A 26858-nucleotide genomic window follows, 5' to 3' on the forward strand; every position below is an offset into this window, starting at 1 on the left:
TGACGCCGGATTGCTGCGTGCATCCTGCTGTCGTGCATCCTGCTGTCGTGCGCCGCCGGACCCGGCACTGTGCCGTGTCCGGCGACCGTCCAGCTGCGGGAGTCTGCCACTGCCCGCAGCGTGACGTTTCAGTACGCGGCCTCCCGGTCGCGCCCTTCCGGCGGATGCACCCGTTCGTCGGTGTCTCCGTCGTTCCTGTCGAGGTCGCCGAGCGGCGCCAGGTCCCCCGGTTCGTCGCGGACCGCATCCCGTGGCACGGCCCGCTCGTCGGCGTCCGCGTCGTCGTCGATCCGGTCGATGTCACCGAGCGGCGCAAGCTCCCTCGGTTCGTCGCGGACCGCATCCCGAGGCACAGCCCGCTCGTCGTTGTCGTCCGCCCTGTCCAGCTCGGCGAACGGTCCGACGTCTTTCGCGTCGTACGCATCGTGCCGCGGGTTCGCCCGCTCGTCGACGTCCCCGTCCGTCCGGCCGACGTCGCCCCACGGCAGCACTTCGTGCTCCATGAGCGTCAGACCGTCTGCAGTGCGGTGATCTGGGCGAGGTTGTTCGGCCCGCCCGCGTTGGTCGCCCGGTACTGCAGCCGCTTCCCCGTCCCCATCGCCGCGGTGGCGACGGCCAGGATGTTCGACCGCTCCGCATCGGTGTCGGCCCAGATGCGCCTCCACCCGACGCGCCCCAGCTCATGGCTGAAGTCGATCCAGGAGCTGCCTCCCCCGGTGAAGACGTTGTTGATGACCGCTGTATATCCCTGAACCCAATGACTGTCGTCCCACGCTGACATGGCACGCCTCCAGATGGCTTTGTTTCCGCGTTCCTTCGAGCAGGGCCGCACTCACCCCTCGACGGCCGACAGAAGGCCGTGACGCGCCCGATTATGCTCCTCCCCACACACGACACGCCAGACGAATGTGAGAGAAACTCTAAATAAGGTGGACGGGATGGTCCACCAGGCACGTGCGCCAGGGAGCGGTAGCGTCGGTTTATGCGCACCGCCGATATCGTCACCGTCGAGACGACCCTCGGGCCCGGGCGGCTCACCGTGTCTGCCGCGGACGCGGACGCCGCGTCCGCCGCCGCTGCCACTCCGCGCCCGCGGGCGGTCCTCTGGCTCGGCCACGGAGCAGGCGGAGGCATCGAAGCGGTCGACCTCGCCGCCCTGGCCGCCGCCCTTCCGGTCCTCGGGATCACTGTCGTCCGCTACGAGCAGCCGTGGCGCGTCGCCGGCAAACGCGTCGCCTCCCGCCCCGCCGCCCTCGACACCGCCTGGCTCGAAACCGCCCCCGCCGTCGAGAAGATCGCCGACGGCCTGCCCATCCTGGTGGGCGGCCGCAGCGCCGGTGCCCGCGTGGCCTGCCGCACCGCCGCATCCACGGGGGCAGCCGCCGTGGTCTGCCTGGCGTTCCCGCTGCATCCACCGGGCCGGCCAGACACGAGCAGGCTGGACGAACTGCTCACCCCCGACGTGCCCGTGCTGGTACTGCAGGGCGAGCGCGACACGTTCGGCACCGCGGCCACCGTCGCCGCCGAGACCGAGGGACGCCCGAGCATCCGGGTAGTCCCGGTACCCGGCGCCGACCACGGGATGCGGGTGCTCGCGTCGTCCCCGTTCCCCGCCGCCGCGGTGCGGGAGCTGCTGGTGTCTCAGGTGGCGGCGTTCGTGGACGGGGTGGTGTGAGATGGCGAGCGCAACCGGAACCGGCCCCACCACTGGCCCCACCCCCACCCGCGCCTCGGCGATCATCGTCGGCACCGGTGTCGCCGGCGCAGCGACCGCGTTCTCCCTCGCCCGTCGCGGCGTCGCGGTGTCCCTGGTCGATGGAGACTTCCCCGGCCAGGCGACCGCGGCGGGCGCCGGCATCATCCAGCCCTGGAGCTCGGCCGCCTCCGGCCCGTTCTACGACCTGTACGCGGCGAGCGCCGACCACTACCCGGAACTCATCTCCCAGCTCGCGGCCGCGGGCGTGCGCGACATCGGCTACCGCCGGTCGGGGGCGCTCATCGTCAACCGCGACGCCCACGTGCTCGACGAGATCGAGGCGCGCCTCGCCACCCGGGCCCCGCAGGCGCAGTCCATCGGCGAGGTCTCCCGCATCCCGAACAGTCGCGCCCGCGAGCTGTTTCCACCCCTCGGCGACAGCTTCGACGCGCTGCACATCTCCGGCGGCGCGCGGGTCGACGGCCGTGCTCTGCGCGCTGGCCTCCTCGCCGCGGCGCAGAGCCTCGGGGCGACGATGGTGCCGGGCACCGCATCCATCGTCCCCGTGGATGCGACCGGCTGGGCCATCGAGGTCGACGGCCGCCGACTCCACGCGGACGCTGTGGTGCTCGCCGCGGGCGCCTGGACCAACCGACTGCTTCAACCGCTCGGCCGCCGCATCCCGGTGGAGCCCCAGCGTGGCCAGATCACGCACCTGCGCGTCGACGGTGCCGACACGCGCTCCTGGCCATCGGTGCACCCGGTGGCGAGCCACTACCTGGTCGCGTTCGACGACGCGCGCGTGGTGGTCGGCGCGACCCGCGAGACCGGCTCGGGGTTCGACCCGCGGGTGACCGCGGAGGGCCAGCGTCAGGTCCTCGCGAACGCGCTCTCAGTCGCGCCCCGCCTCGCCGACGCGACCGTCATCGAGACCCGCGTCGGCCTGCGCCCGCTGGCCGATGGCGACCTCCCGGTGGTCGGCGCCCTCCGCGGGCTGGACGGCCTCTTCGTGAACGCCGGCTTCGGCGCGGCGGGCTTGACGATGGGCCCACTGGTCGGCGAACGTCTCGCCGCCGTGCTCACGGGCGAGGTGGCCGCCCCGGCGACCGGCTTCCTGTCGCCGGTCGACGCAACGGTGTGAGGGGTCTCACCCCAACTCCCGCCGCATAACCCACCGCTGCGTCGCCCCCGAGTGCGCATCCGTCGCCTGCACCCGCGAGAACCCGTGCTTCTCGAACAGCGCGACCGTCCCCACATACCCGCTGATCACATCCACGCGCTCCCCGCCGGTGTCGACCGGGTACCCTTCCACCATCGCGGCACCGGATGCGCGTGCGTGCTCCACCGCGCCGTCCAGCAGGTCGTGCATCAGCCCGCGCTTGCGGTAGCCACCGCGCACCACGAAGCACACGATGGACCACGGATCGCGGTCCTCGTCGAGGTGCGGGATGGTCCGCGAGTTCATCAGCCGCCGGTACGTGGATTTCGGCGCGACGGAACACCATCCCGCCACCTCGCCGTCGAGATACACGAGCACTCCCGGCCCCGGCTCCGCCGAGCACTCGGACTTCATGTACTCGATCCGTTCGGGCATCCCGAGTCGCGCATCCCGGTACGACATGCACACACACCCGCCACCACCGGGCTTGCGCGGCACCATGAACGTCGCGAAGTCGTCCCAGCGCCCGGTCGCCGGCAGCACCTCTATGGACATGGCAGCACGTTACCCGCCGCCACCGACATCCGGCACCGGACGGGTTAGTACTCGCCCTTGATCACGAAGAACGAGCCGCGGATCGTCCCGGCCAGCTTCGACTTCTGCCTGGCGAACTTGAACTTCTCGGCCAGCTCCGCGGGAACCTCCATGCCGTCGGACAGCTTGAGCCCGACGGCCCGCTTGCCCGCCTCCTCGATCGTGTACATCACGTTGATCGACAGGCCGGACTCGTAGAACACGTACGCCATCCGGATGCCGTCGACCTCGAACGCGGTCGCCTCCAGCGGCCGGGATGCGATGGTGATGTCCCGCTCCTCCTTCAGGATGCGCGTCAACCACGCGAGCGCGTCCGCCGCCTCCCCCGGCTCATCCACCGAGCCGACGGTGAAGTCGTGATCATACTTGTTATGGAAATAGCGCGCCTCGTTCGCGCGAAGCCCCGCGAGCGCGTCGGCGACCGGGGAGGACTCCAAGCCAATGGTGGAGACGGTGACGAAGTCGACGGTGTATGGCATGCGGGGACCTCCAGGGTTGCGCGGTGGTGCGGTCGAATTCTGCCACAGTGCGTCTGGTGTGCGGGAACAGGGCATGCTCGACGTCGGTCGCAAAACTCGTCCACCCGGACGCTCAGCCCGCCTCCTCCGGGCGCACAACGCCACGGTGATGCAGTACGGCCAGCTGAATGGAACACCTGTTACATCTCATCGTTATGCTATGGTCTAAACATTTCGTATGTTAATTTGCCCGAAGGAGTTGGTGCGTGAATCCGACCATGTGGTTCCCACCCCCGGCCCACAGGCCACGGTCCGGCCAACCGCTCACCGATGAGGCGTGAGCTTGGAACTCCGTGATTACCTCCGCGTCATTCGCGCCAACTGGATACTGATCGCGCTCAGCGCGTTGATCGGTGTCGCTGTGTCGACGGGATACTCCCTGACCGCGACGCCTCAGTATCAGTCGACGACCAAGTTGTACGTTTCCGCGCGAGCGAACGATAGCGGCGCGACCGCCGATCTCGCGCAGGGAACGAGTTTCGCCAGACAGGCGGTCTCGAGTTACGTGAGCGTCGTGAACAGCGCGAGCGTACTCGATCGCGTCATTGCCGATCTCGACCTCGACACGACATCTGCGGCTCTGGCTTCCAAAGTATCGGCCAGTTCGCCCGCGAACACCGTGCTCATCGACATAACCGTGACGTCTGAGGATCCGGTTGCAGCTGCAGCGATCGCGAACTCAGTCGGCAAGAACACGGCCTACGTCGTCACGACCAAACTGGAGACCTCCGGGCAGGGACAGAGCCCGGTCAAGGTCCAAACCATCCAGACCGCGGTAGCACCCACACGTCCGACCAGTCCACGCATGTCCACCGACATCGCACTCGGACTCGTGCTCGGCCTCGGTGTCGGCGTCCTTATCGCTTTCTTGCGCTCTGTGCTCGACAACCGTGTCCGCACCGCACTCGACATCGAACGCACTACTGACCGACCGATCCTGGGGGTCATCAGCCTCGACCATGATGCGGCGAAGCGGCCGCTCGTCTTTCACACGGAACCCCGCAGCCCGCGTGCGGAGTCCTATCGCAGCCTGCGCACGAACCTGCAGTTCACGAATCTCGACAACCAGCGAAGCTATGTGATCACGAGCTCGGTGCCCCGCGAGGGCAAGACGACCACATCCGTCAACCTGGCGATCGCGTTGGCCGAAACTGGTGCGCGCGTCGCACTGGTCGACGGCGACCTTCGTCTGCCGAAAGTGGCTGAGCGGATGGGTATCGAGGGCGCAGCCGGTCTGACGGATGTCCTTATCAACCGCGCTCGACTCGCCGACGTACTTCAACGCTGGGGCAGTGGACAGCTCTACGTACTGGCCGCCGGGCTCTTACCGCCCAATCCAAGCGAGCTTCTCGGATCGACGGCGATGGCCGCCCTCATCGACGATCTGACAGGCGAATTCGATTACGTTCTCGTGGACGCACCGCCGATCTTGCTGGTCACCGATGCTGCGGTCATCAGCAAGAGCACCGGCGGAGTCATCCTGACCGCCGCATGCGGAAAGGTGAAAAAGAACGAACTGGCAGCATCACTCCGCGCACTTGGCCAGATCGGAAGCCATCTTGCGGGGATTGTCTTCACCATGCTCCCTGAGAGGCAAGCGGACTCGGACGGATACGGGGCATACACGCAGATGGCCTTGCGCGACTCCGCGGCTGATGTACCCGGCGGTCGGCGAGCACGTCGCGCGAAGGGAAAGTGACGACGTTGCCTCCCCGAAGATCGTGGGGCGTGTCGCACCGCAGCGTCCGCGATGAATAGCATCGAGGTTCTCCTCCTCGCCTGCGCCGGGACGCTGTTCACCGTCAGCCTCGTTCGCAAGGGCGCGCCCGCGATCTCGATCGCCCTCGCTGTGATGACCGGCAGTCTCGCGGCGCACATCATCGCTCCTCTGAGCCTGGAGCCGATGAGCGTCCAATCCGCGGTCATTGTCTTCTTCAGCCTCGTCGCACTGAGCGCACCGACCTGGTTGCCGGCGAGAAAGCCAGCTCGGGAGAAAGCCGGACATGGCGATTCGGGAGTCGCGTTCGCACGGCTCGTTCTCCTCGCCGTCGTCCTTCTCTCGGCCACGCTGATTGGCTTTCACGCCTTTACCTCATCTGTCGCGGCAGCGACCGGGACTGGCTTCAACAGCCTGTCGCTCGTCGAAGTCCGCGCGGCACAGAACGGCGCGGCCCGCGGTGGTGGCCTCCTCGTGCTGCTCGGCTCGCTGGGAACGGTGCTCGGTTGCGTCGGAGTGTACGGCGCGCTTCGCTTTTCCCGATTTTGGCTGATCTTGCCCGCCGTGTCACTCGCCGTAGTCCTTCAGAATCCGTCCAGGTCAAACAGCATCAGTCTGATCGTTGTGCTGGCCGTCTTTTACCTTCAGGTCAGGTCGAGCGTGCCGCCGCGACGCGGAACACGCGGTTCTCTCTCTCGCCGATCCCAGTGGATGCGAGCCGCTCTCTTCTCGACGCTCGTGACGGTCGGTGCGATCTCGGTTTTCAATGTCGTTGGAAGCGAGCTCGGCAAGAACGAGATGGCGTCAACACTGTTCCCCGACTATTCGTGGCCTGCCTGGTCGCTCAGCCCGATCTACTACGTCGCCGGCGGGTTCTCTGCGTTGTCCGAAGCCATGCGGCTCGGCACATCTCCATTCGCGCCAGGCAGCAGCTTCTTCAGCATCCTGCGAGTGTTCAATGCGGTTGGCGGCCCACCCCCGCCGGAGACGATCGCAGCCTACGTCTATATTCCGACACCGTTCAATCTTTACACCGGGCCGGGTCAGCTCTTTTTCGACTCAGGCATCTTCGGAACGATTGTTGCGATGTTGGCGCTCGGCATTCTGCTCACCTACGCGCACCGACGTGCTCAGGCGGGCTACACCGAGTGGGCGTGGGTATCGTCGGTGCTGTTCACCGTCGCCCTCTCTCTCCCGCAGTCGTTCACGCTGTTCCGGCTCGATCTGGACTTCGAGATCCTGGTGGGATTCTGCGTCTTTCTGGCGATCAGGAGGAGCGCTGTTCGTTCGACGGCGCCCGCCGTCCGGTTACGGGACCGCCTGTGATCCCGACGCTACTCGCGGGAAGGCGCCCTCAGACGCTGAACGACGAAGCCGCCGACTGGGATGCACACGGCGGCAGACGGCGGAGACGACGCTGCTGTCCGGTGGCTCGCCCAGCAGGATTTGCGGCCGCGGTGCGCTCGTCGTCGCCGCATCGCCGCATCCCGCGCGATACGGTAAATTCACTCCGCGTGGATGGGGTGGCCGGGAAAGCGGAGGTTCAGCCGCCAGTGCAAATCGCGCGGTTCCACAGCGACCAGATCTCACGCGCGACAGGCGCATACCTCTCGGCCGGCCCCGCGATCTCCGAATCGAACCACGTCACGAACACCGCATGGACGATGTCCACGACGCCGCTTTCCGACGTCGCATCCGGCAACCGGATGACGATCGACTGCGCTTCGGCCCTGTACTCGTCAGCGTTCGTCCCGACGTTGATGCCAATGGGATCGGCCCGGAACAACACGTGCTCGACCGCCGCCACAAGCTGCGCCTGGCCACGACTCGCGAACTCACGCTCGGCTCGGGCGGCTGCCACGCGCGGAGAAACGACCGCGTTCCAGTACTCCTCGGTCATGTCCCCAGAGATATCCGGTGAGTCGGCCACGACTCAGTTTTACACCGCGCGAACGCTCAGACGGCGCTCTCGGTCTTCCACGTTCGGGGGCTGGATCCGTCTTCACCGAACTCGACGAGGTGGGCGTCGAGCATCTCATACGCGTCGCGCATCTCGCCCGTCACATCGTGCGACTTCGTCGAGTTCGGTTCGAGGACCCCACCGCGTGCGACGAAGACCACCTGCTCGGCGATGTCACCCAACGGCTTGTTGTTGGTGCGCACGAGGTCACGCCTCCGGAGTTCGGACACGATGCCCGCCTCGAGCCTCAGCAGATGCCTGACAGAGAAACCCCTGAGGTCGGGCAGTTCGTCCACCATGTGTGTGCTCCCTGAGGGTCAGACGTTGAATCGGACATACACAACCCGATGCTGCGGCATCGCATTCGCGTCCAATCCATTCGAGCTTAGGCGGCGGTGCGGTCTTCGTGCGGATGGAAAGGCCGGCGGCGGACGGTGGTCAGACGCCTCCCTCGGCGGACCAGAGCTCCTCAGCGTCGAGGACCAGATCGATCAGCTGCCGCAGCAGACCCCCCATCGTCGTCGACCTCAGCAGCGTGTACCTGTCGTACTCGCCCAGCGGGGCGATCGCCGCCAGTTGCCACACGGCTTCGACGGGATCGTCCGACAACTCGATTCCGGCATCCGAGTGCGGCCCCGCGACGCGGGCGATCGCGCGGCGGACAAGCGCTTCCGCCTCGGTCCGCAGAGGTGCGAGCGCCTCGGACCACTCCAGTTCCGGCAGCATCGAGAGCTCGGCCCGGGGATACGGGTCCTCGTCGACCCAGCGCTCGACCGTGAACCGCCGGGTGCCAACACCGACAATGAGCAGGTCGTCGGCGCCCGCGGCGACGCTCGCCAGGCGCGCCATCGTCCCGACCGATGCGCGCTGGTCGCCACCCCCGGCTTCGGACCCGCGCTCGATGAGGACGACGCCGAACTCGAACCCCGGTTCGTCCTCGTCGAGCAACCGCCCGACCATCCTGAGATAGCGTGGCTCGAACACCCTCAGCGGGATGGGCACGCTCGGGAACAACACGGATCCGAGCGGGAACATCGGTGAGGCGGCCATACTCCAGTGAAGCACCGCAGACGTAGAGTGAACAGGTGTCCAGACCGCGCCCCGATATCCCAGCCACGGGCCAGGAGTCTGTCTGGGACTACCCGAGGCCGCCGCGCGTCGAGCGCGTCATGGCGCCCGTCACGATCCGTCTGGGCGGGCAGCTCATCGTCGAATCCCGTGACGTCGTCCGGGTGCTCGAAACCAGCCATCCGCCGGTCTACTACATCCCGATCGCGGACTTCGCACCCGGCGCGCTGGCCGACGCCGACGGTTCGTCGTTCTGCGAGTTCAAGGGCACCGCACGATATCTCGACGTGCGCGGAGGAGGCGAGGTGCGGTCCGCGAGCGCCTGGAACTACCCGCATCCGTCGCCCGGGTTCGAACTGCTCCGGGACCGCGTCGCCGTCTACGCGCAGCAGATGGACGAGTGCACGGTCGACGGCGAGGTCGTCACGCCGCAGCCCGGAGGCTTCTACGGCGGCTGGATCACGAAGGGCGTCGTTGGGCCGTTCAAAGGGGGGCCGGGGTCAGGGGGCTGGTGAACGATGGTGATTCACCCGGTGAAGCCGGTCAGACGTTGAACCTGAACTCCACAACATCCCCATCCTGCATCACGTAGTCTTTCCCCTCCATGCGCGCCTTCCCGCGCGCCCGCGCCTCCGCGACCGACCCGGCATCCACCAGGTCGTCGAAGGAAATCACCTCGGCCTTGATGAAGCCCTTCTCGAAATCCGTGTGAATCACCCCCGCCGCCTGCGGCGCCTTCCAGCCCTTGTGGATGGTCCAGGCGCGCGACTCTTTCGGGCCGGCGGTGAGGTAGGTCTGCAGGCCGAGGGTGTCGAAGCCGATGCGGGCCAGCTGGTCGAGGCCGCTCTCCGTCTGGCCAGTGGATGCGAGGAGCTCGGCAGCGTCGTCCGCGTCGAGGTCGATGAGTTCGGATTCGAGCTTCGCGTCGAGGAAGACCGCCTGGGCCGGGGCGACGAGCGCGGCCAGTTCGGCGCGGCGGGCGTCGTCGGTGAGGACCGATTCGTCCACGTTGAAGACGTAGATGAAGGGTTTCGCGGTGAGCAGGCCGAGTTCGGCGATCGGCTCGAGGTCGATCTTCGCGCTCGACAGCGGCTTGCCCTCGAAGAGCACAGCGTGCGCTGCCTGCGCCGTTTCGAGGACGACCGGTTCGAGCTTGCGGCCCTTGACCTCTTTCTCGTAGCGGGCGATCGCCTTGTCGAGGGTCTGCAGGTCGGCGAGGATCAGCTCGGTGTTGATGGTCTCCATGTCGCCGGCCGCATCCACTTTGCCGGCGACGTGGACCACATCCGGGTCGTCGAAACCGCGGACCACTTGGGCGATCGCGTCGGCCTCACGGATGTTGGCGAGGAACTTGTTGCCGAGACCCTCGCCCTCGCTCGCGCCCTTCACGATGCCCGCGATGTCCACGAACGACACCGGAGCCGGCAGGATGCGCTCGCTGCCGAACACCTCTGCGAGCTTGTCGAGGCGCGGGTCCGGCAGGTTCACCACGCCGACGTTCGGCTCGATCGTGGCGAACGGGTAGTTCGCCGCGAGCACGGTGTTCTTGGTCAGCGCGTTGAAGAGGGTGGACTTTCCCACGTTGGGGAGTCCGACGATTGCGATAGTGAGAGCCACGATCGACCATTCTACGGGGCCGGTCGCCGCACGGGTCCGCGCCAGCGCTGCATCCGGGCGCCCCTGCGCCTGCGCCTGCGCCGCAGCGCCCGCCCGCCCCGCCCTCAGCCCGCGAGCACCGCCCTGTAGCACTTCGTGACGTACGGCAGCTCGAACGTGTCCCGCCCGGCCAGATCGGGATGCTCGGCCGCGAGCCTGCGCAGCGAGCCGATCACCGCCGCCTGGGTGTCCGCATCCTTGGTGATGAAGTAGCTGCGCGACCTGGCCAGGTCGAGCATCCCGTCGACGGTCATCGGCTGCACCCAGCGCACCTCGTGCGTGTCCAGTGGGCCGAACGGCGCGCCGACCACCGGCTCCACCTCGTCGCTTGCGTACGCGGCGCCGGTGTCCATCAGCTCGCCGAGCTGCCGCACCCAGTCGACGGACTCGTCGCGGAAGTTCCACACCAGCCCGAGCGCCCCTCCCGGCCGCAGCACGCGCGCCACCTCGGGCACGGCACGCTCCGGATCCACCCAATGCCACGCCTGCGCGGACAGCACCAGCCCGGCCGAATCGTCGTCCGCCGGAATGCTCTCCCCCGTCCCCAGCCGCACGCCGACGCCCGGGATGCGCTCCCCCAGCACGCGCAGCATCTCCGGCGACGGGTCGACCGCCGTGACCTCGAACCCGCGCTGCACGACAGCGGAGGTGAGCTTGCCCGTGCCGGCGCCGAGGTCGATCACCGGACCGCTCGCGTCGCCGATCAGCCACGAGACCGCCTCGGCCGGGTAGCCGGGCCGCGCTGCGTCGTAGACGTCGGCGGCGAGGTCGAACGAGCGGGCGTGGGCGTCGTGGTCGTTCCGTTCGTACATGCTGCCGATGCTACGCGCGCCGCGACGGTGGATGCGCGGGTGGGCACCGCGCATCCGGCCAGTGGATGCGCGCCCCCGCACCGCGCACCCAGCCAGTGGATGCGCACCCAACGACCGCACGCATCCGCGGCACACCGCCCGCGCATCCCGGCGGCGTCGGTGGGCCGTGCGAGCATGTTCCCGTGCCACTGGACTTCACCGCTATCGACTTCGAGACCGCGAACGGGAGTGCGGCGTCCGCCTGCTCCGTCGGGCTGATCAAGGTGCGGGACGGCAAGGTGGTCGACCGGGTGGGGTGGCTCATCCAGCCGCCGATGGGACACGACTTCTTCCAGGAGTGGAACACGCGCATCCACGGCATCCGTGCGGAGGACGTCGTCGGCGCCGCCGGGTGGATAGACCAGCTTCCCGACCTGATCGCCTTCGCGGAGGACGACTACCTCGTCGCCCACAACGCCGGTTTCGACATGGGCGTGATCCGCGCGGCCTGCACCGCCACCGCCGTCGCCTGCCCCGACTACAGCTACCTCTGCAGCCTGCAGGTGGCCCGCAGGACGTACACGCTCGACTCCTACCGCCTCCCGGTCGCCGCGATGGCCGCCGGATTCGAGGACTTCCACCACCACGACGCCCTCGCCGACGCCGAAGCGTGCGCCGCGATCATCGTGCACGCCGCCCGCCGTCACGGAGCGGCCACCATCGACGAGCTCGCCGCGAGCACGGGCTCCCGCCTCGGCAGGATCGGCACCCCGCAGGCCGCCTGACCCTGCCGCGCCGGCCCGCTGGTGCTAATGTCGGACCAAACCATTTGTCCTGACATGATCGAGGTTTCGGTGCCCCAGAGCGACGGCTCCCTCCCGCAGCACCTCTTCATGGACCTCGACCATGCCGGCCCCGTTCCGCTCTACTTCCAGGTGGCCACCCGGATCGAGAACGCCATCGTCGACGGCGAACTGCCCCCGGGATCCCGGCTGGAGAACGAGATCGCGCTCGGCGAGCGCCTCGGCCTGTCAAGACCCACCGTCCGCCGCGCCATCCAGGAACTGGTCGACAAGGGCCTCGTCGTACGCCGCCGCGGCATCGGCACCCAGGTCGTGCACGGCCCGGTCACCCGGAAAGTGGAGCTGACCAGCCTCTACGACGACCTCGCCCGCGACGGCAAACATCCGGAGACCGCGCTGCTGCTGCACGAGGTCATCCCGGCAGGCACCCTGATCGGGGAACTCCTCAACCTCGACGCGTCCAGTCCCGTCCTGCACTTGCGCAGGGTGCGCAGCGCCGACGGCGTGCCCGTCGGCGTGCTGGAGAACTATCTGCCGTCCGATTTCGTCGACATCACCGAGGCCGACCTGGCCGCCCACGGCCTCTACCAGCTGATGCGCGGGCGCGGCACCACCATGCGCGTCGCCCGCCAGCGGATCGGCGCGCGCCGCGCGTCCGCGGAGGAGAGCACGCTGCTGGAGATCGACGAGGGCGGACCGGTGCTCAGCATGGACCGCACCGCCTACGACAACTCCGGCAGGGCCGTCGAGTTCGGCCACCACTGCTACCGCCCCGACCTCTACTCCTTCGAGATCACCCTCGTCGACAAGTAGGCCGCTGGCCTGCGGCGTCCGGCCACCGGCCCTCCCGCATCCGGCCGCCCTGCCCCATCCGGCCGCCCTGCCCCATCCGGCTGGCCTGCCCCATCCGGCCTCCGGCCACCCCGCCCAGCCGCCGAGATGCCAGTAACTGTCGCGAAACGCCCGGGATGCGCGACAGATAGTGGCATCTCGTCCGCGCGCCCGATTTCCCTAACAGCCAGCATATTTATCCGCAGTGGTATACATCTGACCACTCCCTTGCTAACACTTCAGAACTGACGTAATAATGTCCTGACAAAGCACCACAACGCAAGGGAGCGCCCGTGTCAGAACCAACAACGTCCACCGCATCGCCCAGAGCAGGGGGCGGGATACCGTCGCCGAGCCGCCGCTATCTCCGCACCGTGACCGTCCTGTCCACCTTCGGCGGCCTGCTGTTCGGCTACGACACCGGGGTCATCAGCGGCGCCCTGCCGTTCATGCGGTTCGCCGACGCCGCGCTCACGCCGCTGCAGGAGGGCATCGTCGTGTCGTCGCTCCTCGTCGGGGCCGCGCTCGGATCGTTCGCCGGAGGCCGCATCGCCGACCGCAGAGGCCGGCGCACGCTCCTCCTCTGGCTGGCCGCGGTGTTCTTCGTCGCCGCGGTCGGCTGCGCGGTCGCGCCGAGCATCGCCGTCCTGGTCACCGCGCGCTTCGTCCTCGGCATCGCCGTCGGCGGCGCATCCGTGACCGTCCCGCTCTACCTGGCCGAGATGTCGCCCGCCGCGCGCCGCGGCCGGCTGGTCACTCAGAACGAGCTGATGATCGTCAGCGGCCAGCTCGCCGCGTTCACCGTCAACGCGCTGATCGCGTCCCTCTTCCCCGGCAACGACGGCGTCTGGCGCTGGATGCTCGCCGTCGCGTCCATCCCCGCCGTCATCCTCTACTTCGGGATGCTCGTGCTCCCGGAGAGCCCGCGCTGGCTCATACTGCACGGCCGCTTCGCCGAGGGGCTCGCCGCCCTGCGTCGCGTCCGCGAGCAGGACGAGGCGTCGGCCGAGTTCGACGAGATCCAGGCGCACGCCGCGCCACAGAACCCGGGCACCGCTCCCGAGCGCTCCGCGTTCTCCGAGCTGGCCGTGCCGTGGGTGCGCCGCATCTTCCTGATCGGCATCGGCGTCGCGATGGTGCAGCAGCTCACCGGCGTCAACTCGATCATGTACTACGGCGTGCAGATCCTGCAGCTGGCGGGCTTCGACCAGCAGGCCGCGCTGGTCGGCCAAATCGCGAACGGCGTCATCTCGGTGCTCGCCACGTTCGTCGGCATCTGGCTCCTCGGCAAGGTCGGGCGCCGCCCGATGCTGCTCACCGGACTCGTCGGCACGACCGTGTCGCTCCTCCTGGTCGGCGTCTTCTCGAGCACCCTGGACGGTTCCCCCGCCCTTCCGTTCGTGGTGCTCGGTCTCACGATCACGTTCTTGGCATTCCAGCAGGGCGCCGTGTCGCCGGTCACCTGGCTGATGCTGGCCGAGATCTTCCCGGCGCGCATCCGGGGCTTCGCCTTCGGCCTGGCCGCCCTGGTGCTCTGGCTGACGAACTTCGTGGTCGGCTTCCTGTTTCCGCAGCTGGTGGATGCGCTGGGCATCTCGACCACGTTCTTCCTGTTCTTCGCGGTGGGCATCGGCGGTGTCGTCTTCGTGAAGCTCTGCCTTCCTGAGACCCGCGGCCGTTCCCTCGAAGCCCTCGAACGCGACTTCCAGCTCCGGCGCTGAGCTGCGCGAAAGCTGAGCAGCGCGAACGCCGAGCAGCACGAACGCCGAGCAGCGCGAAAGCCGAGCAGCACGAACGCCGAGCAGCGCGAAACCAACAACTGCCGCGCATCCCTCCGGATGCGCGGCAGTTACTGGTTTCTCGGCGCTGAGCCGCCTAGGCGTAGAACGCGGGACGCGGCACGTAGCTGACCTCGACCCGGGTCCCGGAGGCCTGCGCGGACACGCCCGCTTCGCAGACGGCGGCGGCGAGGTAGCCGTCCCAGGCGCTCGGTCCGTCGATCGTGCCGCGGCGCACCGCATCCACCCACCGCTGCACCTCGGTGTCGTACGCGCGGGCGAACCGCGTCGTGTACGTCAGGTGCTCGGCCTGCCGGAACGCTCCGTTCACCCACCGGGCGATGCCCGACGTGCGGCCGATCTCGGCGACGCTGCGCTCGAACACGGCATCCGTGGTCACCTGGTAGCCGAACTGGATGTTGACGCTGATCTCCACGTCCGCCAGCACACCGGATGCGGTCTCCAGCAGCACCAGCTGCGGCTCGCGTAGTCCCTCGGGAGCGAGCGAGTTCCGCCGCGGCTTCCGCACCTCGACGGCCGCGATCGGCTCCCCCACCAGCCATGGCACGACGTCGATCTCGTGCACCACGGAATCGGTGATCAGCATGGTCTCGGTGTACCCGGGAGGTGTCGACGGGTTGCGGTGCGCGCAGTGCAGCGCGAGCAGAGCGCCGGCGTCGCCGGAGTCGATGAGGGCCTTCATCTGCAGGTACTCCTCGTCGAACCGCCGCATGAACCCCACCTGGATGCGCGGACGGTCCGTCTTCTGCTCGGCCTCCAGGATGCGCAGCGACGATTCGGAGTCCGGCGTCAACGGCTTCTCGCACAGGATGTCCACCCCGGCGTCGAGCGCGGGCAGCAGCACGGATTCGTGGAACGGTCCGGGCGTCGCGATGATAACGGCGTCGATGTCGTCGTGTTCGAGGGCGTCTTCGATGCGGCTGCGCGTGACGGCACCGGGCGCTCCCGCCGCGGCGGCCGCCGCCCGGGTGGCGTCGGGCTCGACGACGGCCGCGACCTCGGCGCCGGTGATGCGCCCGGCGATGCGGCTGATGTGGTCGGAGCCCATGATCCCGGCGCCGACGACGGCGATCCGGAGCGGTTCTGTGGTCATGCTGGTCTCTTTCGGTGGTGCGGTGAGCGGTGTGGGTGGAGCGTGTATGCCTTCGGCCGCGCGGGCCGGGTCAGTCCTGCCGGGCGTGCCGCGTGCATCCGAAGATGTGGTCGCGGGTGCGCTTCGCGATCGGGTACGGACGCTCGATGTCGGTGCCGTACATGTCCTGCTCGACGATGGCGAAGATGTTCTGGTCGATGGCGCTGACGGCTTCGATGATCGGCGCGAAGTCGGGCACGCCGGCCGGCGGCTCCGTCATGACGCCGCGGGCGACCGCCGTGGCGAACGGGACGTCGTTCTTCAGCACGTCGGCGAGGATGTCGGTGTCCACCTGCTTGAGGTGCAGGTAGCCGATGCGCTCCGGATACGCCCGGATGAGTTTCAGGTTGTCACCGAGGTAGTAGGAGAAGTGCCCGGTGTCGAGGCACAGGTTCGTGTACGCGGCGTCGGTCTCCGTGAGGAACCGCTCGACCTCGCCGTACGTTCCGACGTGGCTGTCGGCGTGCGAGTGGAACTGCTGGTGCATCCCGAACTCTTCCAGGAGCGCCTTGCCGAGCTTGTCGTGGCCGGCGGCGAGCTTCGCCCACTGCTCGTCGTCGAGCGTGCGGTTCTCGAGCACCTCCTCGGTGGCGTCGCTGCGCCACAGATCCGGGATCACGACGAGGTGCTCCGCGCCGAGCGCGGTGGCGAGCCCGGCGACCTGCAGCGCCTGGTCCCATGCCCGCTGCCACTGGTCCTCCCCCTTGTGGAAGCCGGTGAACACCGTTCCGGCGGATAGCTTCAGTCCGCGCGAGCCGAGTTCGTCCTCCAGCTGGTGCGGGTCGGTGGGCAGATAGCCGTACGGCCCGAGCTCGATCCAGGTGTAGCCGGAGGCGACCACCTCGTCGAGGAAGCGCTGCCACGGAATCTGCTTCGGGTCATCGGCGAACCAGACGCCCCACGAGTCCGGGGCGGTGCCGATCCGCAGGGCGGGGGTGCTGTCTGTCATCGTTCTCCTCGTGCTGCTCGGGATGTTCTGGGAGCGCCTCAGCCGGCGTAGGGCCGCTGCCGCGCCTTCTGCTCGTCGTACGCATCGCGCGCTGCGCGGGTGCTGTCGAGCTCGGACGCCTCCGCCACTGGCACGTCCCACCAGCCTTCGCCGTCCGGCGAGAACAGCAGGGGGTCGCTGTTGATGTGGATGAGGGTCGGTCCGCTCGCCGCCTTGGCCTGCGCGACTGCCGCCGTGAGGTCGGCGATCGCGTTCGCGCTCGGCTCGACCCGGATCACGTCGACGCCGAGGCTGGCCGCGTTCGCGGCGAGGTCGACCGGGAGTGCCGGACCGTCGTCGAACGCGTTCGCCGCGTCATCGCGGAACCGGTACCGCGTGCCGTAGCGCTGCGATCCGACCGTGTCGCTGAGGTGCCCGATGGAGGCGTAGCCGTGGTTCTGAATGAGCACGACGATGATCTTCACGCCCTCCGCCACCGCGCTCACCAGCTCGGTGTGCATCATCAGGTACGAGCCGTCGCCGACCATCACGATCACGTCGCGGTCGCCTGCGCCACGCTTGGCGCCCATCCCTCCGGCGATCTCGTAGCCCATGCAGGAGAACGCGTACTCGACGTGGTAGCCGAGGTCGTCGCGCACCCGCCACAGCTTGTGCAGGTCGCCCGGCAGCGATCCGGCGGCGCAGACCACCACATCCCGGGGGTCGCTCGCGGCGTTGACCGCGCCGATGATCTCGGTCTGCGACGGACGGTCGAGCTTGCGGTCGACGAAGCTCTCGTCGACCAGCGCATCCCAGGCCCGCTTCTCGCGCGCGATCTCGTCGCGGTAGCCGGACGGCGTCGCGAAGCCGGCGAGCGCGTCGCGGAGGGCGACGAGCGCCTCGCGGGCGTCGGCGATCACGGGAAGCGTCGACCCGTGCTTGTATGCGTCGAACGACGCGACGTTGACGTTGACGAAACGCACCCCGTCCCTGGCGAACGCCGTGCGGGATGCGGTGGTGAAGTCGCTGTAGCGCGTGCCGACCCCGATCACCAGGTCGGCCTGCGCGGCGAGCCGGTTGGCGGCAGACGTGCCGGTGGAGCCGATGCTGCCGAGCGACAGCGGGTGGTCCCAGGCGATCGCGCCGCCCCCGGCCTGCGTGGTGCCGACCGGGATGCCCGTCGCCTCGGCGAACGCCCGCAGCTCGGCGGCCGCGTCGGAGTAGATCACGCCTCCGCCCGCGACGATGATCGGCCGCTCTGCGGCGGCGATGGCCTCGACGGCGCGGGCGAGCGCACCGCGCTCCGGCACGGGGCGGCGCACGTGCCACTCCCTGTCGGCCAGGAACTCCAGCGGGACGTCCAGCGCCTCCGCCTGCACGTCCTCCGGCAGCGCGATGGTGACGGCGCCGGTCTCGACCGGATCGGTCAGCACCCGCATGGCGCCGAGGGCGGCGGAGAACAGCTGCTCGGGGCGCACGATCCTGTCGAAGAAGCGCGACAGCGGCTTGAACGCGTCGTTGACGCTCATCGAGGCGTCGTGCGGGAGTTCCAACTGCTGCAGCACGGGGTCGGCCACACGGGTGGCGAAGGTGTCGGACGGGAGCAGCAGCACGGGCAGCCGGTTGGTGGTGGCGAGCGCTGCCCCGGTGAGCATGTTGGTCGCGCCGGGCCCGACGGACGCGGCACAGGCGAACGTCCCCCTCCGCCTCCGTAGGCGCGAGTATCCGACGGCTTCGTGCACCATCGCCTGCTCGTTGCGCGCCTGGTGGTAGGGCATCAACGCCGGGTCCTGCACGGAATACTGCTTGAGCGCCTGCCCGATCCCCGCCACGTTGCCGTGCCCGAAGATGCCGAAGGTGCCGGCGATGGTGCGTTCGCGGTGGTCGCCGTCGACGGTCCACTGATGGGCCAGGAACTCGACGATGGCCTGGCTCACGGTCATGCGCTTGGTGCCGCTCACAGGGCTGCTCCTTCGTTGGATGCGGGGGTGGATGCGGGGGTCGCGGTGGGCTCGGGTGCGGTGGATGCGGCGCGATCCGGCAGATACGGAAGCCGCGCATCCATCCCCTCCGCCTCCCAGGTCTGGCGCACCCATCCGTGCGCCGGGTCGTCGGTGATCAGCCAGGAGCGTTCCGCATCCGGGCCGGCCATCACGTTGAGGTAGTAGAGGTCGTAGCCGGGCGCGGCGACAGCCGGCCCGTGGTATCCGTGCGGCACGAGCGCGATGTCCCCGCTGCTCACGCGCGCGTCGATGGCGATCGGCCGCTCCCCCGACGAATACGTCGCGAACACGGCGAACGGCGCAGCGGTTGCCGGCGCATCCACCCCGCGCGTCACCGCCGTCTCGAAGTAGTAGATCTCTTCCAGGCGGGATTCGACGCCCGGCCGGTGCTCGTCGTGCTTGTGCGGCGGGTACGAGGACCAGTTGCCCGCCGGCGTGATCACCTCGCAGGCGATCAGCGTGGCCGCATCCAGGGCCCCGGGCACCCCGAAGTTGTGCACCTGGCGGCTCGACTGTCCTCCGCCGCGCAGCTCGACGGGAACCGCAGACGCCGGAAGGTACGCGGCAGCGCGACGCTCCCCAGCGCCCGCGCCCGACCCGGCGCCCGCCGCCGTCACCGCCTCGGCCACCGCGACCCGACCGTGCCCGCCGATGGTCGCCGCCGTTCCCGCGCCGAGGTAGAGCACATCCGTCGGACCGTCGAACACCGATGCACGCCCGGCCAGCCTCTGCGTCGCCCGCTCGGCCCCCGGCTCCTCGTACTCGACCGTGAACGAGCCCGCCAGCGGCACGATCATCCGCTCCACGTCGCCCGCGGCGAGCGCGACGGTGCCGCCGTCGAGCGCGGCGACACGCAGGCCGGTGTGCTGCCAGCCCGGGATGCGCGCATCCACCACCGACTCCCAGCCGTCCTCCGCGAGGTCGCCGGGGCCGTAGACCCACTCACTGCCGTTGCGCATCGCTGCTCCTACTTGGTCTGCGGGAATCCGAGGTTGATGCCGCCGTGGCTCGGGTCGAGCCAGCGGCTGGTGACGGCTTTCTCCCTGGTGAAGAAGTCGAAGCCGTGCACACCGTACGCTTTCGCGTCCCCGAACAGCGACTGCTTCCACCCGCCGAACGAGTAGTACGCCACCGGCACGGGGATGGGCACGTTGATCCCGATCATGCCGACCTGCACCTCGTTCTGGAACCGGCGCGCCGCTCCCCCGTCGTTGGTGAAGATCGCCGTGCCGTTTCCGAACGCCCCGGAGTTGATCAGCTCGACGCCCTCCTCGTAGCTGGCGACGCGCACCACCGACAGCACCGGGCCGAAGATCTCCTCGGTGTACACCCGGGAGGTGCGGCTCACCCGGTCGATCAGCGTCGGTCCCAGCCAGAACCCGTCCGCTGCGCCGTCGACCTCGATGCCGCGACCGTCGATGACCACGTCGGCGCCATCCGCGATGGCGACGTCGATGTACGACGCGACCTTGTCGCGGTGCTCGCGCGTGATGAGCGGTCCCATGTCGCAGTTGCGGCGGCCGTCTCCCACGCGCAGGCCGGCCACGCGCTCCTTCACCTTGGCGATGAGGTCGTCGGCGACGGGTTCGACGGCCACGACGACGCTGATCGCCATGCAGCGCTCGCCCGCCGACCCGAAACCGGCGTTGACCGCAGCGTCCGCGACTAGGTCGAGGTCCGCATCCGGGAGCACGAGCATGTGGTTCTTGGCGCCGCCGAGAGCCTGGACGCGCTTGCCGTTCCTGGCAGCGGTCTCGTAGATGTAGCGGGCGATCGGCGTGGACCCGACGAACGAGATGGCCTGCACCTCCGGATGTTCGAGCAGGCCGTCGACGGCGACCTTGTCGCCCTGCAGCACCGTGAAGACGCCGTCCGGCAGTCCCGCCTCGGTGAACAGCTCGGCGAGCCAGACCGCGGCCGAAGGGTCCTTCTCGCTCGGCTTGAGCACCACCGCGTTGCCGGCCGCGATGGCCACCGGCAGGAACCAGAGAGGGACCATCGCCGGGAAGTTGAACGGGCTCACGATGCCGACGACGCCGAGCGGCTGCTTGAGCGAGTACACGTCGACGCCGGTCGACACGTTCTCGGAGTGCTCGCCCTTGATCAGGTGCGGGAACCCGGTGGCGAGCTCGACCACCTCGAGGCCGCGGGTGATCTCGCCGAGCGCGTCGGAGACGACCTTGCCGTGCTCGCTGGTCACGATCTCCGCGAGGTCGCCCTTGCGGGCGTTCAGCAGCTCGCGGAACGCGAACATGACCTGCTGACGCCGCGCCATCGAGGTGTCGCGCCAGCCGGGGAACGCCGCGGCAGCGGAGTCGATCGCCGCGGCGACCTCCGCCTCGTCCGCCAGTCCGACGTGCGCGCTCGGCTGCCCGACCGCCGGATCGTAGACCGGCGCGAGCCGCCCGCTGGTACTGGGCGTGCGCCGCCCGCCGATGTAGTGCGGGATGACGGGAAGCTCGGTGTCTGACATGGTGCTGATGCTCCTTCGCGGATGGTTCGTGGCCGGACGCTGTGCCGGGATGGTGCGGGGTGGTGCGTTGCTGCGGATGATGCTGATGCTGCGGTGCGCGGGGGTGGTGACGGTCAGTGCACGATGGCGGCCGCCCGGTCGACGGCGGACGGCACGTCGCCGTCCTCCGGGTAGAGCAGGGTGCGGCCGACGACCAGCCCCTTCACGCCGGGCAGGTCGATGGCGCCCGCCCAGGCGTCGTGCGCCGATCCCGGCTTGGCTCCCGGCACGGGATCGCCGCCGAGCAGCAGCGTCGGCAGCGTCGTGGCCGACATCACCGCGGCCATGTCGTCGATCACCGGCAGCTTCAGCCAGCTGTATGCCGAGCTGGCCCCGAGACCGGATGCGATGGCCACCGACGTGATGACCGCATCCGTCGACAGGTCGTTGACGACCCGGCCTGCTTCCCACGCGCTCATGAACGGTTCGAGCATGATCGGCAGGCGCGCGGCCGCCGCGGCGGTGACGGCGTCGGCCGAGGCGGCCAGCGTTGCCGCCGTGGCGTCGTCGGCGAGGTTGATCCGCACCAGCAGCTTGGCGAAGTCGAGGCGGGCGGCGACCAGCGCATCCACGTCGTAGGCGGTGAAACGGTCGTCCATCTCGAAGCTGGCGCCGCGCAGCCCTCCGCGGTTCATCGAGCCGACCGCGATGCGGCCGTCGAGGAGTCCGAGGACGGCCAGGTCTTCGATGATGTCCGGGGTGCCGAGCACGCCGTCGACGCCCGGGCGCTCCAGGGCGGAGGCGAGGCGCTGCACCAGGTCGTAGCGGTCGGCCATCGCGCGCGGGTCGGAGCCGACGCCGAGCGCGCCGCGGGCCGGGTGGTCGGCGGCGACGATGAAGAGGCGCTCGTCGCCGGTGAGCAGGTCGCGGGTCTGGCGGCCGGCGAGCGCCTCCGCGATCTTCGCCGGCTCCGCCGCCCTGATCCTGCGCAGCCTGTCGAAGTCCGCAGCGCTGATCGGTCCGTCAACGGGTGCCACGGGATGCTCCCTCCAGCAGGGCGTCGACCTCCGCGGTCGTCGGCATGGCCGTCGAGCACTCGCGGCGGCTGGCGACGATGGCGCCGGCGACGTTGGCGAACCGGATGACCTGTTCCAGCGGCCAGCCGGCCAGCAGCCCGTGGCAGAGCGCACCGCCGAAGCCGTCGCCCGCGCCGAGGCCGTTGACCACCTGCACGGGGAACGGCTCGACCTCGACGGTCTCCATCCTGGTCTTCGCGAGCACGCCGCGCGGGCCCTGCTTCACCACGGCGAGGTCGAGCCCGCGATCGAGCAGCGCGTCCGCAGCCAGCTGCGGGTCGGACTCGCCGACGGCGATCTCGCACTCCTCGCGGTTTCCCACGGCGACCGTCACCTTCTCAAGCGCCCTGGACACCTCCGCGGTGGCCTCGGCGGGCGACGACCAGAACATCGGCCGGTAGTCGAGGTCGAGGACGGTCAGCGGCGCGCGGCCCCGCGCATCCCACGCCGCGTGGTGGGATGAACGGCTCGGCTCCTTCGACAGGCCGGTGACGGTGGCCCAGAAGATGCGCGCATCCCGGATGGCGCCGAGGTCGAGCTCGGACGGCTCGATCACCAGGTCTGGCGCGATCGGCTCGCGGTAGAAGTAGAGCGGGAAGTCGTCCGGCGGGAAGATCTCGCAGAGCGTGATCGGGGTGTTGAGGCCGGGCACCGTGGAGACGAAGCGGTTGTCGACGCCGAGCCTGGCGATCTCCGCGCTCACGTAGCGGCCGAGCGGGTCTTCTCCCGTGCGCGTGACGATGGCCGAGCGGCGTCCGTGCCGGGCGGCGGCGACCGTGACGTTCGTCGCGCTGCCGCCGAGGTACTTGCCGAAGGTGCTGACCTCTTCGAGGCCGACGCCGTCTTGCAGCGGATAGAGGTCGACGCCGACCCTGCCGATGGCGAGCACGTCGAAGGGCGGCTCTGCCGTGCCGACCGCGCTGTCTGTGGTGGTCATCCCTCGGTGGCTGCCCTTCGCGTTTCATGTCCTGACATAGTGACATGGACAGCCTATTCACGGCGTGCCCTGCGCGCAACCTCCCAGTGTCGGAGGCCCCTGTCACACTCGAAGCATGGACCCCATCCTCTCCCTCCTCCTCGGACTCCTCGCCGGCCTGGTCATCGGCGCCGGCGTCGGCGGGTACGCCGTCGCCACGCTTCTGCGCCGCCGCGCAGAGGCTGTCGCGCCCTCCGCGCCGGTGGAAGACCCTGCGGTCGTCGCCGCACGGCACGCGGCAGAGCTTGCGGAGCTGCGGGCGGCGGAGGCGGCTGTCCAGGCGGAGATCCGGCAGGATCTCGCGGCCACTCAGGCCACGGCGGACTCGCTGCGCGAACAGGTCATCTCGCACCAGCTGCAGTACCGCGAGCTGGTCGAGCGGCACCGGGTCGAGGCGCAGGCGCAGACCGAGCGGGAGCGCGCGGAGAGCAAGGTCCTGCAGGCGCTCGCGCCGGTGCGCGAAAGCCTGAGCGACATGCAGAAGAAGGTCGCCGAGCTCGAATCGCAGCGCAACCAGCAGCACGGCGAACTCGCGCAGCAGCTCAAGTCGGCCACCGAGTCGGAGGAGCGCCTGCGCAGCACGGCGGAGTCGCTGGCGTCCGCGCTCCGCTCCAACAGCACGCGCGGCGTCTGGGGAGAGACCCAGCTGCGCAGCGTTGTCGAAGCGGCAGGGCTCATCGAGCGCGTGGACTTCAGCGTGCAGTCGAGCATCCAGTCGGAGTCGGGCGCAGGCCGTCCGGACATGATCGTGCACCTGCCCGGCGGCAAGTCCATCGCGCTCGACGCCAAGGTGCCGTTCAACGCCTACCTGGAGGCCAGCCAGATCCCGGCGACCGCCACCGGCGCAGACGGCGCACAGCGGGATGCGCTGCTCAAGCAGCACGTCAAGGCCGTCCGCGACCACATCACGGCCCTCGGCAACAAGGCGTACTGGACGGGCCTGGACTCCTCCCCCGAGCTGGTGATCGCGTTCATCCCGAGCGAGTCTCTGGTGTCGTCGGCGATGGAGGCCGACCCCTCGATCATGGAGTTCGCGTTCAGCAAGCGCGTCGCCCTCGCCTCGCCGGTCACGCTCTGGTCGGTGCTGAAGACGGTGGCGTTCAGCTGGCAGCAGGATGTTCTCACCCAGGAGGCGAAGCAGCTCTTCGACCTGAGCCGCACGCTCTACACGCGCCTGTCCACCACGGCGACGCACATCGAGAAGCTCGGCCGCTCGCTCGAACGCACGGTCAAGGACTACAACGGCTTCGTCGGCTCGTTCGAACGCCAGGTGTTCCCGGCCGCCCGCAAGCTGAACGCCCTGGACGAGTCCAAGATGATCGGCGTCCTCGAGGGCATCGAGGAGTCGCCCCGCGAGCTCACCGCCTTCGAGCTCGTCGCCGAACTCGGCGACGACGCCGACTCCGACGCCCCGGCCCTCCCCGAGCGCCGCTCCGCCTGACCCGTCCGGCTACAGCTGGTCGGCCTCGAGCCACTTGGCGGCGAGGTGGTCGGCGATCACGCGGCGGATCGTGCCCGACTTCGAGCGCAGCACGATGGACTCGGTCCGGATGATGGGGCCCTTGCGGCGGACGCCCTCCACGAGGCCGCCGTCGGTGACGCCGGTCGCGACGAAGAACGTGTTGTCGCCCTTCACCAGGTCGTCCGCGCCGTAGATGCGGTCCATGTCGAGCCCGGCCGCGATGCCGCCCGCGCGCTCCGCGTCGTCCTTCGGAGCGAGCCTGCCCTGCATGAAGCCGCCGAGCGCCTTGATCGCGCAGGCGGTGGTGATGCCCTCCGGGCTGCCGCCGATGCCGACGCACATGTCGATGCGCGACTCGTAGCGGGCAGCATTGATGCCGCCGGCGACGTCGCCGTCGAGCATCAGCCTGGTTCCGGCGCCCGCCGCGCGGATCTCCTCGATCAGTCCCTCGTGACGCGGACGGTCGAGCACCGCGACGCGCACCTCACCGACCGGCTTGCCCTTCGCCTTCGCCAGCTCCCGGATGTTGTCCCCGATCGACTGCGACAGGTCGACGACGCCGAAGCCCTCCGGCCCCGTGACGATCTTGTCCATGTAGAAGACACTCGACGCATCCAGCATCGATCCCCGGTCGGAGACCGCGATCACCGAGAGCGCGTTCTGGCGTCCGGCGGCGGTCAGCGACGTGCCGTCGATCGGGTCGACCGCGATGTCCACCGCCGGTCCCCGGCCGTTGCCGACATGCTCCCCGTTGAACAGCATCGGCGCGTTGTCCTTCTCGCCCTCGCCGATCACGATGAGCCCGTCGAAGTTGACCGTTCCGAGGAACTTGCGCATCGCATCCACTGCCGCGCCGTCCGCCGCGTTCTTGTCACCCCGGCCGATGAAAGGGGTGGCCCGGATGGCCGCAGCCTCCGTCGCTCTGACGAGCTCCATAGCCAGGTTCCTGTCTGGATGCAGGTAGAGGGATGCGGTGTCAGTGCTGATCATGATGGGTCCTCCCGGACGGATTCGGTGCGTCGGCGTCGACGCTGCTTATCGGCGTTGCCAGTGTATCGGCGCGGCATCGCGGGGCCACGGAAAGCGCACGAACGTTCACCCGGGATGCGCGCCAACTGCGCTCCGAGCACCGGCCGGGGCCGCTCCCGGCGGCTCGGTATGATGAGACTCGTTCGACACTTCGACTTCAAGGAGCTGTAATGCCCATCGCCACGCCGGACCAATATGCAGAAATGCTCGACAAGGCGAAGGCCGGTGGATTCGCGTATCCCGCGTTCAACGTGTCGTCGTCGCAGACGATCAACTCCGTCCTCCAGGGCCTGACGGAGGCCGGCAGCGACGGCATCATCCAGGTGACCACCGGAGGCGCCGACTACTTCGCCGGCCAGACGGTCAAGAACCGCGCAGCGGGCGCCATCGCGTTCGCCAAGTTCGCCACCGAGGTCGCGAAGAACTACCCGATCACCGTCGCGCTGCACACCGACCACTGCCCGAAGGACGCGCTCGACAGCTTCGTGCTGCCGCTCATCGCCGCCTCCGAAGAGGAGGTCCGCGCCGGACGCAACCCGATCTTCCAGTCCCACATGTGGGACGGCTCGGCCGTCCCGCTGGCCGAGAACCTCGAGATCGCGCAGGACATGATCAAGCGCACCAAGGCCATCAACGCCATCCTCGAGGTCGAGATCGGCGTCGTCGGCGGCGAAGAGGACGGCGTGCAGCACGAGGGCTCCAACGAGGCGCTCTACACGACCCTCGCCGACGTCGAGAAGGCCGTCGAGGCCCTCGGCCTGGGCGAGAACGGCCGATACATGGCCGCCCTCACCTTCGGCAACGTGCACGGCGTGTACAAGCCGGGCAACGTCAAGCTGCGCCCCGAGCTGCTGAAGACCATCCAGGACGGCCTCGCGGCCAAGTACGGTCACGGCCCGAAGCCGCTCGACTTGGTCTTCCACGGCGGTTCCGGCTCGACCGACGCCGAGATCGCCGAGGCGGTCGCCAACGGCGTCATCAAGATGAACATCGACACGGACACGCAGTACGCGTTCACCCGTTCGATCGCCGACTACATGTTCAAGAATTACGACGGCGTCCTGAAGGTCGACGGCGAGGTCGGCAACAAGAAGCTGTACGACCCGCGCGCGTGGGGCAAGGTCGCCGAGACGGCGATGGCTGCTCGCGTGATCGAGGCGACCCAGCAGCTCGGCTCCGCCGGACACTCCGGCAAGTAGTCCACCGCG

At 69.0% G+C, this 26858-nt stretch carries 27 protein-coding genes; 10 read left to right on the forward strand and 17 right to left on the reverse strand.

Going from position 1 to position 26858, the window contains the following annotated elements:
• Positions 1-128: 128 nt before the first annotated feature.
• The gene (locus HF024_RS12375; RefSeq protein WP_168689730.1) at positions 129-503 is read right to left on the reverse strand and encodes a hypothetical protein; all 375 of its coding nucleotides are present in this window, start codon (positions 501-503) and stop codon (positions 129-131) included.
• Between the two features lie 5 nt (positions 504-508).
• Complete coding sequence (locus HF024_RS12380; RefSeq protein ID WP_168689731.1) at positions 509-781, reverse strand: hypothetical protein; 273 nt, start codon at positions 779-781, stop codon at positions 509-511.
• Positions 782-982: 201 nt separating this feature from the next.
• Here HF024_RS12380 and HF024_RS12385 point away from each other — a divergent pair, with 201 nt between their 5' ends.
• Together HF024_RS12385 and HF024_RS12390 are read left to right on the forward strand one after the other, a co-directional pair.
• Positions 983-1675 carry an alpha/beta family hydrolase gene (locus tag HF024_RS12385; RefSeq protein ID WP_168689732.1) on the forward strand — a complete coding sequence of 231 codons (693 nt, stop codon included), beginning with the start codon at positions 983-985 and terminating at the stop codon, positions 1673-1675.
• Position 1676: 1 nt separating this feature from the next.
• A complete protein-coding gene (locus tag HF024_RS12390; protein ID WP_168689733.1) occupies positions 1677-2837 on the forward strand; it encodes an FAD-dependent oxidoreductase in 1161 nt (386 codons plus the stop codon).
• Between the two features lie 6 nt (positions 2838-2843).
• Here HF024_RS12390 and HF024_RS12395 read toward each other — a convergent pair whose 3' ends face one another.
• Together HF024_RS12395 and HF024_RS12400 are read right to left on the reverse strand one after the other, a co-directional pair.
• Entirely contained in the window at positions 2844-3410 is a 567-nt protein-coding gene (locus HF024_RS12395; protein ID WP_168689734.1) for a GNAT family N-acetyltransferase, read from the reverse strand.
• A 44-nt stretch (positions 3411-3454) separates the two neighbouring features.
• Positions 3455-3928: a phage tail protein gene (locus HF024_RS12400; RefSeq protein ID WP_168689735.1), complete on the reverse strand. Its 474-nt coding sequence runs from the start codon at positions 3926-3928 to the stop codon at positions 3455-3457.
• 316 nt (positions 3929-4244) lie between these two features.
• Here HF024_RS12400 and HF024_RS12405 point away from each other — a divergent pair, with 316 nt between their 5' ends.
• Positions 4245-5666: a polysaccharide biosynthesis tyrosine autokinase gene (locus HF024_RS12405; protein ID WP_247597101.1), complete on the forward strand. Its 1422-nt coding sequence runs from the start codon at positions 4245-4247 to the stop codon at positions 5664-5666.
• A 51-nt stretch (positions 5667-5717) separates the two neighbouring features.
• The gene (locus tag HF024_RS12410) at positions 5718-7010 is read left to right on the forward strand and encodes an O-antigen polymerase (protein WP_168689736.1); all 1293 of its coding nucleotides are present in this window, start codon (positions 5718-5720) and stop codon (positions 7008-7010) included.
• Positions 7011-7227: 217 nt separating this feature from the next.
• On the opposite strand, the gene HF024_RS12415 is transcribed toward HF024_RS12410, so the two are convergent.
• From HF024_RS12415 to HF024_RS12425, 3 genes are all read right to left on the reverse strand, one after another.
• Positions 7228-7584: a hypothetical protein gene (locus HF024_RS12415; protein ID WP_210723948.1), complete on the reverse strand. Its 357-nt coding sequence runs from the start codon at positions 7582-7584 to the stop codon at positions 7228-7230.
• 56 nt (positions 7585-7640) lie between these two features.
• Complete coding sequence (locus tag HF024_RS12420) at positions 7641-7943, reverse strand: hypothetical protein (RefSeq protein WP_247597102.1); 303 nt, start codon at positions 7941-7943, stop codon at positions 7641-7643.
• 139 nt (positions 7944-8082) lie between these two features.
• Positions 8083-8694, reverse strand: coding sequence for an LON peptidase substrate-binding domain-containing protein (locus HF024_RS12425; protein WP_168689737.1), 612 nt, complete (start codon positions 8692-8694; stop codon positions 8083-8085).
• A gap of 35 nt (positions 8695-8729) precedes the next feature.
• On the opposite strand from HF024_RS12425, the gene HF024_RS12430 reads away from it, so the two are divergent.
• A complete protein-coding gene (locus HF024_RS12430; protein ID WP_210723950.1) occupies positions 8730-9227 on the forward strand; it encodes a DUF427 domain-containing protein in 498 nt (165 codons plus the stop codon).
• Positions 9228-9255: 28 nt separating this feature from the next.
• On the opposite strand, the gene ychF is transcribed toward HF024_RS12430, so the two are convergent.
• Both ychF and HF024_RS12440 read right to left on the reverse strand, forming a co-directional pair.
• Complete coding sequence (ychF, locus tag HF024_RS12435; RefSeq protein WP_168689738.1) at positions 9256-10329, reverse strand: redox-regulated ATPase YchF; 1074 nt, start codon at positions 10327-10329, stop codon at positions 9256-9258.
• A gap of 104 nt (positions 10330-10433) precedes the next feature.
• Positions 10434-11180 (reverse strand): class I SAM-dependent methyltransferase, encoded by a 747-nt coding sequence (locus tag HF024_RS12440; protein WP_247597103.1) that lies wholly within the window; start codon positions 11178-11180, stop codon positions 10434-10436.
• 182 nt (positions 11181-11362) lie between these two features.
• Between HF024_RS12440 and HF024_RS12445 the strand changes: the two genes are divergently transcribed.
• The 3 genes from HF024_RS12445 (at position 11363) to HF024_RS12455 (ending at position 14514) form a co-directional block, all read left to right on the forward strand.
• On the forward strand, positions 11363-11944 hold the full coding sequence (locus HF024_RS12445; protein ID WP_168689740.1) for an exonuclease domain-containing protein: 582 nt from the start codon (positions 11363-11365) through the stop codon (positions 11942-11944).
• 108 nt (positions 11945-12052) lie between these two features.
• Entirely contained in the window at positions 12053-12775 is a 723-nt protein-coding gene (locus HF024_RS12450; protein WP_247597439.1) for a GntR family transcriptional regulator, read from the forward strand.
• A 311-nt stretch (positions 12776-13086) separates the two neighbouring features.
• On the forward strand, positions 13087-14514 hold the full coding sequence (locus HF024_RS12455; RefSeq protein WP_281727764.1) for a sugar porter family MFS transporter: 1428 nt from the start codon (positions 13087-13089) through the stop codon (positions 14512-14514).
• A 154-nt stretch (positions 14515-14668) separates the two neighbouring features.
• On the opposite strand, the gene HF024_RS12460 is transcribed toward HF024_RS12455, so the two are convergent.
• From HF024_RS12460 to iolC, 7 genes are all read right to left on the reverse strand, one after another.
• The gene (locus HF024_RS12460) at positions 14669-15685 is read right to left on the reverse strand and encodes a Gfo/Idh/MocA family oxidoreductase (protein WP_168689742.1); all 1017 of its coding nucleotides are present in this window, start codon (positions 15683-15685) and stop codon (positions 14669-14671) included.
• A 70-nt stretch (positions 15686-15755) separates the two neighbouring features.
• On the reverse strand, positions 15756-16673 hold the full coding sequence (locus HF024_RS12465; protein ID WP_168689743.1) for a sugar phosphate isomerase/epimerase: 918 nt from the start codon (positions 16671-16673) through the stop codon (positions 15756-15758).
• Between the two features lie 38 nt (positions 16674-16711).
• Positions 16712-18595 (reverse strand): 3D-(3,5/4)-trihydroxycyclohexane-1,2-dione acylhydrolase (decyclizing), encoded by a 1884-nt coding sequence (gene iolD, locus HF024_RS12470; RefSeq protein WP_210724090.1) that lies wholly within the window; start codon positions 18593-18595, stop codon positions 16712-16714.
• Positions 18596-18609: 14 nt separating this feature from the next.
• Positions 18610-19614, reverse strand: a complete 1005-nt coding sequence (iolB, locus tag HF024_RS12475; RefSeq protein ID WP_168689745.1) for a 5-deoxy-glucuronate isomerase — start codon at positions 19612-19614, stop codon at positions 18610-18612.
• An 8-nt stretch (positions 19615-19622) separates the two neighbouring features.
• Positions 19623-21128, reverse strand: coding sequence for a CoA-acylating methylmalonate-semialdehyde dehydrogenase (locus tag HF024_RS12480; protein ID WP_168689746.1), 1506 nt, complete (start codon positions 21126-21128; stop codon positions 19623-19625).
• Positions 21129-21241: 113 nt separating this feature from the next.
• Positions 21242-22144, reverse strand: coding sequence for a deoxyribose-phosphate aldolase (locus tag HF024_RS12485; protein WP_247597104.1), 903 nt, complete (start codon positions 22142-22144; stop codon positions 21242-21244).
• The gene (gene iolC / locus HF024_RS12490) at positions 22131-23120 is read right to left on the reverse strand and encodes a 5-dehydro-2-deoxygluconokinase (RefSeq protein WP_168689747.1); all 990 of its coding nucleotides are present in this window, start codon (positions 23118-23120) and stop codon (positions 22131-22133) included. Before iolC ends, HF024_RS12485 begins: the two co-directional genes overlap by 14 nt.
• Positions 23121-23235: 115 nt before the next feature.
• Between iolC and rmuC the strand changes: the two genes are divergently transcribed.
• Positions 23236-24600, forward strand: coding sequence for a DNA recombination protein RmuC (rmuC, locus tag HF024_RS12495; RefSeq protein WP_168689748.1), 1365 nt, complete (start codon positions 23236-23238; stop codon positions 24598-24600).
• A gap of 9 nt (positions 24601-24609) precedes the next feature.
• On the opposite strand, the gene glpX is transcribed toward rmuC, so the two are convergent.
• Entirely contained in the window at positions 24610-25611 is a 1002-nt protein-coding gene (gene glpX, locus HF024_RS12500) for a class II fructose-bisphosphatase (protein WP_085371127.1), read from the reverse strand.
• Between the two features lie 209 nt (positions 25612-25820).
• On the opposite strand from glpX, the gene fbaA reads away from it, so the two are divergent.
• Positions 25821-26849, forward strand: coding sequence for a class II fructose-bisphosphate aldolase (gene fbaA, locus HF024_RS12505; RefSeq protein WP_085371128.1), 1029 nt, complete (start codon positions 25821-25823; stop codon positions 26847-26849).
• Positions 26850-26858 lie beyond the last annotated feature (9 nt).

The sequence above is a fragment of the Leifsonia sp. PS1209 genome, assembly GCF_012317045.1.
In the GTDB taxonomy this organism is placed as follows: domain Bacteria; phylum Actinomycetota; class Actinomycetes; order Actinomycetales; family Microbacteriaceae; genus Leifsonia.